At 47.0% G+C, this 11933-nt stretch carries 7 protein-coding genes; 6 read left to right on the forward strand and 1 reads right to left on the reverse strand.

The features are described from left to right. The first annotated feature begins 15 nt into the window (after positions 1-15). Positions 16-3852, forward strand: a complete 3837-nt coding sequence (locus tag HNR50_RS19475; RefSeq protein WP_184748476.1) for a SpiroCoCo family coiled-coil protein — start codon at positions 16-18, stop codon at positions 3850-3852. A gap of 188 nt (positions 3853-4040) precedes the next feature. On the opposite strand, the gene HNR50_RS19480 is transcribed toward HNR50_RS19475, so the two are convergent. Continuing rightward, positions 4041-4322, reverse strand: coding sequence for a hypothetical protein (locus HNR50_RS19480; RefSeq protein ID WP_184748477.1), 282 nt, complete (start codon positions 4320-4322; stop codon positions 4041-4043). Positions 4323-4442: 120 nt separating this feature from the next. Here HNR50_RS19480 and HNR50_RS19485 point away from each other — a divergent pair, with 120 nt between their 5' ends. The 5 genes from HNR50_RS19485 (at position 4443) to HNR50_RS19505 (ending at position 11899) form a co-directional block, all read left to right on the forward strand. Beyond that, a complete protein-coding gene (locus HNR50_RS19485; protein ID WP_184748478.1) occupies positions 4443-6395 on the forward strand; it encodes an AMP-dependent synthetase/ligase in 1953 nt (650 codons plus the stop codon). Between the two features lie 87 nt (positions 6396-6482). Then, the gene (gene grpE, locus HNR50_RS19490; RefSeq protein ID WP_184748479.1) at positions 6483-7133 is read left to right on the forward strand and encodes a nucleotide exchange factor GrpE; all 651 of its coding nucleotides are present in this window, start codon (positions 6483-6485) and stop codon (positions 7131-7133) included. A gap of 97 nt (positions 7134-7230) precedes the next feature. Further along, positions 7231-9144 carry a molecular chaperone DnaK gene (dnaK, locus tag HNR50_RS19495; protein WP_184748480.1) on the forward strand — a complete coding sequence of 638 codons (1914 nt, stop codon included), beginning with the start codon at positions 7231-7233 and terminating at the stop codon, positions 9142-9144. A 16-nt stretch (positions 9145-9160) separates the two neighbouring features. After that, positions 9161-10282 (forward strand): molecular chaperone DnaJ, encoded by a 1122-nt coding sequence (dnaJ, locus tag HNR50_RS19500; protein ID WP_184748481.1) that lies wholly within the window; start codon positions 9161-9163, stop codon positions 10280-10282. A 102-nt stretch (positions 10283-10384) separates the two neighbouring features. Next, positions 10385-11899: a methyl-accepting chemotaxis protein gene (locus HNR50_RS19505; protein WP_184748482.1), complete on the forward strand. Its 1515-nt coding sequence runs from the start codon at positions 10385-10387 to the stop codon at positions 11897-11899. Positions 11900-11933 lie beyond the last annotated feature (34 nt).

The following is an 11933-nucleotide window of genomic DNA, read 5'->3' on the forward strand; positions in this document are numbered from 1 at the left end:
TTTTGAGAGGATAAAATGATATTTGATACCGGGGATTTAATTGTTCTTGGAATTTTGACCATTCTACTATTTGTTTTCAGGCAGTTTGACAGGAACAACAGGTCTCTGGAGAAGGTCCGCTCATACGCCGATAAAGTCCGGGCGCAGCTCGATGAGATCGTTCAGGAAAAGAAGGATGCCATCCGCGATCTTTCCATCGATATGGATATTCAGGAGAAGACCGACAAGGAAATCCTGAAACGCGTTGAAGCCGCCCGTGATGAGATGATGGCTCACGGCGAGACAATCGATAACTTCAATGAGAAAGTCACGATCTATAACGAACGGGTCGAAGAGCTTGTGGCCATGACGGCCCGGGTCGATGAGAACCTTCTCAAAATCCGTGACGAGTCGGAATATGTCGATACGGTGGGGAAGAGAATCTCCGAGTCTCTGAGAAAGATACAGCTGCTGGAAAAAGCCATGGGGGCTTTGCAGGATCAATTCGTAAAAGAGAACAAAGCCAACCTCGACAACTTTCAGGACAGTTTGCTTCAGAGTACGGAAGAGAGGATACGGACCATTGAAGAGCAGGTCGAGCAGTCCGAGCTGATGGTTCGGCATTTCCGGGAATCTGTTGAATCGCTCGATCAGAAGCACAGCGATCTCTCTCAGGAGAAGCTGGCTTTATTTCAGAAAGAGATGGAAGCGGTTCGTGACACCTATGACGGCTACCTGGCCGATGTGGCCGAGAAGGGGCGCCGCCTTGAGTCCGAGGTTTTTGACGAACTGACAAACAGCATCAATACGACTGCGGACAGAATTGAAGATAACTGGAAAAACGGAATAAATGAGCTTAAGGATTCCATTTCCGTTACGGTTGAAGAAATACGTGAAAAGATCGGCTCAGTTGAAGAAGCCATGTTTATCGTCGAAAAAGATGCGCAGGCGGCTTCCGTTAGGATTGGTGAAGATCAGGAATCTCTGGAAGAACGCATGAAGGTTCTGGCTGAAGAACAGCTGAACCGGGCTGAAGCGCAGATCGCTGAATTTAATGAATCCCTGGATAGCAGAATAGAGCAGATCCGTCTGGAAATGGAGGATTCTTTCAATAAAACAGGTGAGATGATTTCATCGCAGGAACGGGAGGCCGTTTCCCGCCTTGAAGGGCTTACCAGCCGTTATGATGATCTTGAACTGACAGTTAAAAAGGATGCGGCGGAGAAGCATAGCGCATCGCTGGAACTGATTGAAAGTTATTGGGAAAATCTGAAAGAAAGGCTCGATAATGCCAAGGCTCAGATGGATGATGCCTTCCTCCGTACAGACCAGCAGGTATCAGGACATGAAGAGGAAACATCGAGAAGGCTCGATCTTCTGACGGAACGGTTCGGCGAGCATGAAGAGCTTATGAAGCGCGAAGCCGATGAGGTCCTTGACCGCTGCCGCATTCTGATAAAAGACCAGGAGGCGGACAGTTCCGCTCTTGTAGAGAAAATGAAAACCAATATGGATGAAGTGACGGTTTTCAGCAGTAAAATCTCTCAGCAGATGACCAGTTTTAAAGAACAGATAGATTCGGAAACCGAAGATCTGGCTCAAAGGCTTGAAAATATTTCCTCCCATATGGGCGGAAAAATCGAAGAGAAAGCCGCAGAGCTTGAAACAGGTCTCATCCGTTCTGTCGAAGAGAAGGTCGGTGAATACGAGCAGGCGGTGTCCCGCCGTTTTGACCGGCTCGACGGCTTTATGGAAGACCTGGATAATCTGGAAGGCAATCTTAAAATTTCTCTTCAGGAGGCTGTGGCCTCCGTCGAAAGGGATTTTGAAATTTTCAAGGAGAATCTTACGGAGGAAAGGGCTGCGTTCAGGAACTCTCTCGAAGAAGAGGGCAATGCCGTTCAGCTCCGCATGGATGAGCTTGAGAGCGGACTTGAAGCTCTTAAAAGCAGGGCTTACGACAATGTCTCTGAAAAACTCAAAGTTTTTGAAGATGACTTTTTCTCCGATCTGAAAAAACGCGATGCTGCCATGCAGAACAGTCTTGAGGAATGGCAGAAGAACATTGATTTCCGGATGGAGGATATCGATCTGAAGGGCACAAGGGAGAGAGAGGAGCTGCAGCAGTTCTGGTCTTCCGATATGAAAGTGAAGCTCTCTGAACTGCAGAGCCAGATCTATAGCCAGTTCGATATGTTTAAGGGACAGGTGCAGGATTTCCGGGAGTCTGTTGATAATTCGATAAGCACGACGGAAGAGGAGATGAAAAATTTCCATTTGTCTCTCCGCAATGAAATTGACGGATTGCGGGAAAGCTCCTCCGCCATGTTCGATGAGCAGTTCAGCCTGTTCCGGGAAGGTATTGCCGAACGTTTTGATAAAGCGGATAAGTCTGTGGAGATCAAGCTCGATGAAATGATGTCCGATTTCGAAATATCGCGGAAAGAGCTGTTCCTTTCCATGGAGAGAAGCCAGACCGAATTGTCTTCGTGGCAGACCAAAATGGTACAGCAGATGAAAACTGATGAGTCGGCTCTCGCCGACCAGATTCTCGGGTTTAAAACAGATATGACAGAAAACATCTCGATTATCCGCGATGATTTCAGGAGCCAGAGGGAGGAACTTATTGTTTCCACCAATGAAGAAAGAGCTTCTTTGAGACGGGAAATCAGTGAAAACAGCAAGCAGCTTGAAGAACTGAATAAAGAACTTGAGCGCAGCAGTATGCAGGCTCTGGATAAATTCAGATCGGACTACGATGATTTCATTCTCGATTTCCAGAGAAAGTCCCATGAGATCCAGAGTGAGTCGGAACTCCATTCCAAAGATATCCGGCAGGGACTGGCGGATACCCGGGAGAAAGTGGACGCCCTTCAGAAGAAAATGTTCGGCAGAATCGAAGATGATTACAATGTCCTGTCGGGGAACCTGAAAGAGATTGAAGCGAAACAGCAGGATTTTATTGCCCAGACCCAGATCTTTGAGCGGGCCGATACTCTGAAGGAAGCTCTGACAGCCGATATAGAAGCTCTTAAAGATCAGGTAGCTCAGGTCGAGAAGAGCAGCAGCCAGGTTTACGCCATCCGGAGCGACTTTGAGGATATTCTCAGGCTCAATGATGATATACAGACGAAACTCGCCAAAGTTATGAGCGAAAAACAGAAGATCGATACGATGGATGAGAGAATCAGCCGTATTATCAGCCTGTCCGACTCGGTCAACCTCAAGCTCGATGAAGTGTCGACCACTCACGATAGCCTACAGGAATATCAGGTGCGGTTGAGGCAGATCGAAGACCTTCAGGATTCCATAGACAAGCGCTTTGCAAGGCTGGAGAAGAAAGGTCCTGTTATCGATACAACTACAGAAGGCGTTGACCGGAACTTCCAGCTGATGGAAACTATTGAAAAAGCCGTCAATACCGTGCGAACCGATCTGAAACCGCTTTTCGACAGTTTAAATGAAGCCAAAGAGCAGCATTCTGTTCTCCGGGAGGAACAGGATAAGGTTAAAACCGTTATTGATAAGCTTTCCGGTCTGGATGAAATTATCACGGAACTGGATAAACGCATTGAATCGATGAATAAAGCCCGTGAGTGGGTGGCCAGTACGGAAGCCCGTATCGATTCAATCGGCAAGAAGGCCAGAGAGCAGGTTCAGCTTTTCGGAAAACTTATGGAAAAAGAAGGTCGCCCGTCTGAACGGCAGAGAAGAAGTCCCGCCGCCGGTTCTCCCGATATGGAAGTGAGAGAGATGGTTCTGCGCCTGGCTCATGAGGGCTGGAAAAGCGAAGAGATTGCCAGAACGACCAAACTCAGTCAGGGTGAAGTGGAACTGATCCTTGAGCTATCCCCCGATTTTACCAGAAAGTAGATTCTTTTCTGAGAATGTTACAGGCTGCGCTATGTATAAAGCGCAGCTTTTTTTATCTCCAGTGGAAGTGTTTGCCACAGTCTTTCTGTGTCTTTTCTCATATTAAAAGCGCGCGTCGCTTTTGATATAGGGCAAAAAAAAAAGAGCTGCTTCACCGATGAGCAGCTCTTGTCAGTTCAAAGTAAGTATCAGTCGATATCTTCCATTGCCTCTTCAAGGTAGGGAATATCGTTATCCTTGCTGATTTCAACCGATACATTGCCTGAGGCGGCTTTTGTTGACAGTTCCAGAATGCTGAGGAGGATTTCCTCCTGTTTTATCAGAGAACTGTTCTGCTGTTCGAGGAGTTCAATTCTCTCCGCCTGCTGTTTAATAGCTTCGAAAAGAGGATTGACGGAGTAATCAGCTTCACCGTCTTCCACTACGAGGAGAGTATTAATTTTTCCATTTAACAAAACATTGTGAATCATTGGACTGATGGTACCAGTTCTCTTACCTTTAAACAATTGTAATTTTGTGTAAAAACCGAATTATCGATTATAATTATTAACGGAGAGCTGTATAGTTATCTTCACTAAGGATGTAATAAAATGTTGAATTTCAGAAATATAGTTGAAATACCTTTCAGAACAGCGGAAGATTTTCCCGATAGGGTGTCTCATAAAACCCGTATCGGCAACAGCTTTATCGATAAAACCTATTTTCAATTAAGCCGCGATATCCGCGCTCTCGGAACCGCCTTTGCCGAACTTGGTATCGGCGAGGGGGATCATGTCTCCTTTTTCGTATGCAACCGCTATGAATGGATCGTCTGTAATTTTTCTGTTATGCTTCTCTCCGCCGTGACTGTTCCCCGCGGTTCCGATACGACGGTAAAGGAACAGCATTTTATTTACCAACATTCCGATTCCACTTTTCTCATTGTCGAAAACATCAGTCAGCTCAATGAGCTGACAGCCGTTTTTACCGATGAGGACCGTGATCGGTGCCGTAATTTCATTGTTGTGGATGATGGTGATCCGAATGAGGTCGATGAGTCTTTGCGGAGTAAAATCCGTTTCCTCGAGCCTCTTCTGGAAAAGGGAAGAGCGCTCCTTGAGAAAGGAGATGACCGGACGGAGGAATGGCTTGATCAGATCGATCAGGAGCGGACCGTAACCATTGTCTATACATCGGGTACGACGGGTAATCCCAAAGGCGTCATGCTGAATCATAGAAATTTCCTTCAGCAGGTTATTGCCAATACGGAAAGGCTTCAGGTGGATCGTGACAATCAGGAGACGACGGTTATAATGCTGCCGTCCTGGCATGTTTTCGAGATGGCCTTCGAGTATGTCGGGCTCTATCTGGGACTGATGTTCGTCTACTCGTCGCCCATGCGCTTCGCTTCCGATCTCTCCCGTTTCAAGCCGCATCTCATTATTTCCGTTCCCCGCATCTGGGAGTCTATATACCAGAAGATCATCAAAGCCATAGGGGAGATGTCCGGGCTTAAGAAGTTAATCATATTTTCCCTTATCAAGCATAATCAGCGTTATATCTATTCGTCTCTTTATCTGGAAGGAGCTTATATCTCTTATAAAAAACGGACTGACCTTCGTCGGTTCCTTTCTTCGGGAAAACATAAATTCCGCCGATGGATCAATACGCCCCAGCATCTGGCTGCGGAAAAGCTCTTTAAAAGTTTCAGAGATAAGGTGGGCGGCCGACTCCGCGTTGCCGTCTGCGGCGCCGGGTCTCTCCCCCTCTACCTCGATGAGCTGTTCAATTCCATCGGCATACCTATCGTAAATGCCTACGGGATGACAGAGACGGCTCCCGGACTGTTGTCCAGGGAGATTCACAGAAATACTTACGGATCGACGGGCATCCCCTTCGCCAATACGGAAATAAAGCTGTTGAAAGAGGACGGATCGGTTCCCGAGGTCGGTGAGAAGGGGATCCTTTATGCCAGAGGACCCCAGGTTATGCAAGGCTATTACAAAAATCCTGCGGCTACCGAAGCTGTCCTGGATTCCGAGGGCTGGATGAACACCGGTGATATCGCCGTTCAGTCTGAAAACGGTGAATATGTCATCGTCGGCCGGTTCAAGGACACAATCGTGCTGTCCGGGGGAGAAAACGTCGAGCCGGAAAATATTGAATCGAAGATGAAAGAAAGCGCCTATATCGATCACGCCGTAGTTCTGGGACAGGACAGGAAACAGCTGACAGCGCTGGTGGCTATGAATGAAGAGGAGCTGATGAATCTGGCGGCCCGTCTTAAGCTCAGGGAAGGGGATTATCTGGTTTCCGATGAACAGGCCATAGAGAACCCCCATATTCTCGATCATGTAAAGAAAGAGATAGACCGGCTTATTTCAAAAGAACAGGGTTTTAAAGCTTTCGAAAAAATCTCTAAAGTCCTTCTTGTCCGCAATAGCTTCACGATCGGCAGGGAGCTGACTCAGAGTTTGAAAGTGAAACGGAAATATGTCGAGGAAAAATATCAGAACCTTATTCATAAACTGCATATTGACGTAGGTAGAAAACGTAAAAAGTAAGCTTGCAAATTACGGCAGTCAAAATACTTGACGTTTTTTTAGTCTCTTTAGTATTTTATTGACATCAATTAGACAACAGAGGAAACGATGGCCAAGAAAGAAGAAATGGCACCGGAAGAGTCCGTACAGGATCAGAACGCGAATATTGATGAGGAATCTTCCAATGTGGAACAGGTCGTTCCCGAAGAAAAGGCTTCTGCGGAAGAGGAATCATCAGAAGAAGAGAACAAAGAGCTCACAGATGAAGACAGAATTGTTCTGCTTGAAGCTGAAATAGAGAAACTGAAAGAGGAGAACAGTTCTCTTAAGGATCAGTATCTCAGAAAACACGCCGATTTTGAAAATTTCAGACGGCGGATGAACAAAGAAAAGCAGGATTCCATCAAATACGGGAATTCCGGGCTTCTCAAAGACCTGATCGAAGTGATCGATAATTTCGAGAGAGCGATTAAAACCTCTGCAGAGTCCGATGATCTGGCTTCTTTCCGGGAGGGAATCGCCATGATCGAGCAGCACTTCACCTCCATGCTCAGCAGCAAGTGGGGTCTTGAGAAAATTGAGGCTGTCGGACAGGAGTTCGATGCCAATCTTCACGAAGCTCTTATGATGGAAGACTCGGAAGATGTTGAAGTTACCACGGTCGTTGAAGATTTTCAGACCGGGTACAAACTGCATGACAGGATTTTAAGGCCGACTAAAGTTAAGGTCGCCAAACCTGCTGCAAAAGACGCCACATAAGTGATCTTCGGCGCAGCGCCGATTTTCTGTTTATGAGACGCCTTTAGAAAAGAAAAAAAGAATTCATTATTTGGGGATTATTTAAGGAGTAATTAAAATGGGACGTATTATTGGTATTGACCTGGGAACCACAAACTCTTGTGTAGCGGTCATGGAAGGCGGAGAAGCCGTTGTTATCCAGAATGAAGAGGGACAGAGAACTACCCCCTCGATGGTTGCTTTTACAGATAAAGACGAGAGACTGGTTGGTCAGCCCGCCAAGAACCAGATGGTAACCAACCCTGAAAACACAATTTATTCAATCAAAAGATTTATGGGGAGACAGTTCAAAGAGGTCGGTGAAGAACTCGGAATGATCCCTTACCACGCTACGGAAGGCCCCAATGGCGATGTTCGCGTCGATATTAAAGGGAAGCATCAGTCTCCTCCCGAAATATCTGCGGCTATTCTGCAGAAAATGAAAAAAACAGCCGAAGACTACCTCGGAGAAACCATTACCGAAGCGGTTATCACGGTTCCCGCTTATTTTAATGACTCTCAGAGACAGGCTACGAAAGATGCCGGTAAAATCGCCGGACTCGATGTAAAGAGAATCGTTAACGAGCCGACAGCAGCGGCGCTTTCCTACGGTTTCGGAAAAGAGAATAAGGAAGAGAAAATCGCCGTATACGACCTCGGAGGCGGTACGTTCGATATTTCCATTCTCGATCTCGGAGATGGTGTTTTCGAAGTAAGGTCTACCAATGGTGACACTCACCTCGGTGGAGACAACTTCGACCAGAAGATCATTGACTGGCTTGTCAGCAACTTCAAAAAAGATCAGGGAATCGACCTTTCCAAAGACAGAATGGCTCTCCAGAGACTGAAAGAAGCGGCTGAGAAGGCGAAGAAAGAGCTTTCTTCCACTCAGGCGACTGATATCAATCTGCCTTTTATCACGGCAGATGCTTCCGGTCCCAAACACCTTCAGTACAACCTCACCAGATCGGCCTTTGAGCAGATGACTGAGGATCTCGTCGAGAGAACAAGAATCCCCTGTGAAAAAGCTCTGAAAGATGCGGGATACAATCCTTCCGATATCGATCAGGTTATTCTTGTCGGAGGTTCCACGAGAATCCCCGCCGTACAGAAAATCGTTAAAGAAATTTTCGGAAAAGATCCCCATAAAGGTGTTAACCCCGATGAGGTTGTTGCAATGGGTGCCGCCATTCAGGGTGGTGTCCTCGGCGGAGATGTTAACGACATCCTCCTTCTCGACGTAACGCCTCTTTCTCTGGGAATCGAAACACTCGGCGGTGTCAGCACGAAACTGATCGAGAGAAATACGACCATTCCTACAAAGAAAAGCCAGATTTTCTCTACGGCGGCTGACAATCAGAATGCCGTTTCTATCCATGTCCTTCAAGGTGAAAGAGAAATGGCTGCGGCCAACAGAACTCTCGGACGCTTTGACCTGACAGACATTCCTCCCGCGCCGAGAGGCGTTCCCCAGATCGAGGTAACTTTCGATATCGATGCAAACGGTATTGTTCATGTTTCCGCCAAGGACCTGGGTACGGGAAAAGAGCAGAAAATCAGAATCGAGTCTTCTTCCGGACTCAGCGAAGAGGAAATCGACAAGATGGTGAGAGATGCCGAGGCCAATGCCGAAGCGGATAAGGCTCAGAAGGAAGCTATCGAGGCGAGAAATAACGCTGATAACCTGATCTACTCAACAGAAAAATCTCTGAAAGATTTCGGAGATAAGGTTTCCGAAGAAGATAAATCTAAAATCGAATCGGCCAAAGAGGATCTGAAAAAAGCTCTTGAAACAAATGATGCGGCTCAGATCAAAGAGAAAACCGAAGCGCTGGCTCAGGCTTCTCATAAACTGGCTGAAGAGATGTACAAAGCCCAGGCGGCTGAAGCGGGAGCTCAGGGAGCACCGGGAGCTGACCCGGGAGCACAGGCCGGAGAAAACCAGAAATCTGATGAAAACGCGGAAGACGCGGATTTTGAAGTCGTAGATTAAAAGGTAAGTTTTAACAGTGGCAAAACGCGATTATTATGAAGTTCTCGGAATTGAGAAAGGAGCTTCGCCGGAGGAAATCAAAAAAGCTTACAGGAAACTGGCTGTAAAATACCATCCCGACAGGAATCAGAATAATCCTGAAGCGGAGGCCAAGTTCAAGGAAGCTACGGAGTCCTATGAAGTTCTTTCCGATCCCCAGAAGAAGCAGGCTTACGACCAGTACGGTTTTGCCGGTGTGGACGGAATGGGCGGTCCCAGCTTTAACGCTTCCGCCTTTTCCGGATTCGAAGACATTTTCGGAGGAGATTTCTCCTCCATCTTCGATTCCTTCTTCGGAGGCGGCGGAAGGCGCGGCGGCGGCAGAAGAGGCGGTCCCGCAAGAGGTTCCGATCTGCGCTATGATATGGAGATCGATTTCCGTGATGCCGTATTCGGTACGGAACGGGAGATCGAGTTCGCTCATCATGCTCACTGTAAGAGCTGTGGCGGAAGCGGGGCCAAAGAAGGTTCCGGCAAAAAGACATGTACCATGTGCGGTGGGGCCGGACAGGTCCGGCGTTCATCGGGATTTTTCTCTATTGCCCAGCCCTGTCCCACTTGTAATGGAGAAGGGGTTATCATTGAGAATCCCTGTCCCTCATGCCGTGGTAAGGGCATAACAAGGGAAACCAGAAAACTGAAGGTAAAAGTCCCCGCCGGCATAGCTCCCGGTAAAAGGATCCGCCTCGGCGGTCAGGGAGATGCGGGACCTCAGGGAGGATCGGCAGGAGATCTCTATGTTGTAATCCATGTGAGAGAACATGAGTATTTCGAAAGAAGCGATAACGATCTTTACTGCGTTATACCCGTAACGTTCACACAGCTGGCTCTTGGAGCTGAAGTCTTTGTTAAGACTCTGGATAACAAGAAGATCAAGATCAAGATCGCCGCCGGTACGGATAACGGCAAGATGCTCAGAATCAAGAACGAAGGCGTCCCCTTCCTTCATGGAAACGGACGACGAGGCGACATGTATGTGAAGCTTCAGGTTCAGATTCCGAAGAAACTTAGCGGGAAAGAGAAGGATCTTCTCAAAGATTTTGCGGAGAAGCACGGCGAAGAAGAACAGCCCACGCCTATCAGGTTGAGAGATCTTTAAATGAATTTCTGATCTATTAAAATAACCGTCCGGAGAAACACCGGGCGGTTTTTTGTTTATAAGTCCACATTAATCATATAATTAGTGTAATAAGGACTTACTATGGAAATGGATGATCTGAAACAAAAACTCGCCGATATGGAATTCTCCTATATTTACGAAATGAAAACTCTTAATTTCCTCCTTGATGAAAAAGACAAAAATACGGTCATGCTCAATGAGATTGTCGATGCCGGCTTCCGGGAGATGCGGATGGCTCTCGATGAGCTGAAATCCGGCGTGAACCAGATTCTTGTAGCGATTCAGCAGATTGCCGTATCGGTGAGCGAACTGGTCGACTCCATAAATTTCCAGAGACAATCAGTGAAAAGGCTGTTGGAGCATAATGAAAAAGTTTCGGAAAGCAGTCGTCTCAGCAAAGATGAACAGCAGAATCTCAGCGGTGAGATCCTCCTGCTCCAGAAAAACTCATCAGTTATTATCGAGATGATCAATAACATTGACGATATCGCCGAGAGACTCGGAATCCTCAGCATCAACGGTGCCATCCAGGCAGCCAGAAGCGGCGAATTCGGTAAAGGCTTTGCCGTGGTGACGACGGAAATGCGCAAATTGTCGGAAAGTGTTATTGAAAATACCGCCAACCAGAAAAAAACGGCTGAAGGGATAATTTCTCTGATTAACCAGTCCGGGAAGAGCCAGAGAGTTGTTTCCGAAAGAACTGATGATGTTCTCGCGGCTGTGGAATCCGTGGCCTTGAATGTAGAGGAAATCAATTCCCAGATAGACCGGGTCGCAGAAAACTCCGAAGAGCTGTCGGCCACGGTTCAGGAGTTTTCCGCAACGATAGAACAGATTTCCAGGAATGTCGACAGTATTCACGGCATGATGGATTCCATCTTCCAGAACTATATAAAGGAAATGAATCTGAGCAATATCATAAGCGATACTTCCCGGAAAATGAAAGAAATATCAGCCGGGGAGACATCGATGGAAACTGCCTCCATGAAGCATATGAAATACATATATGACAGAATGACAGACGTAGAGGGAAACAGATATCTGGCTATGTGCCGAGTCTTTGTCGCCCTGCCTTTCGATGAGCTGCCTTCTTCCTACAGAGAGAACATCAATAATGAGCCGGGGTATGAGAGTTCCAGATATCTGTGCCTTGTCGGTACGGCCGGTGAGGATAAGTTGTGGAACCGCATTGAAGATTCGGAGGGACATAAGATTATCCGGCTTCCGGAGAGTAAGAGAGAACTTTCAGCCATGCCCATGCTGGATAAAGTATTCTCTTCTCTGGGTATGGACTACTCGAAAATTGTGAACCCTTCGAAAATGGATGCCGGCAATCTCATCGAGGGATATTACCTGGAAGAAGATGCTCCGGGCTCCCCTTATATTCCCGATAAGAAATTCCTGAGAGATTTCGGAATAAAGAGCCAGTTGAGTATCGGCGGCGTTCTTCCTTCCGGGATTGTCTTTACCTGCTTTCTTTTTTTCAAGGAAGATGTAAAGGTTCGAGATGCGGAAACAATCAAAATCCTGGCTCAGGTTATGCAGCTGTGCTATAAGCCCTTCGATCAGGTGGGCCAGTATTGGAATAAGCGATAATCTTCAATATATATAAAAAATTATATTATATGTG

Source organism: Spirochaeta isovalerica, assembly GCF_014207565.1.
Classification (GTDB): domain Bacteria; phylum Spirochaetota; class Spirochaetia; order DSM-2461; family DSM-2461; genus Spirochaeta_F; species Spirochaeta_F isovalerica.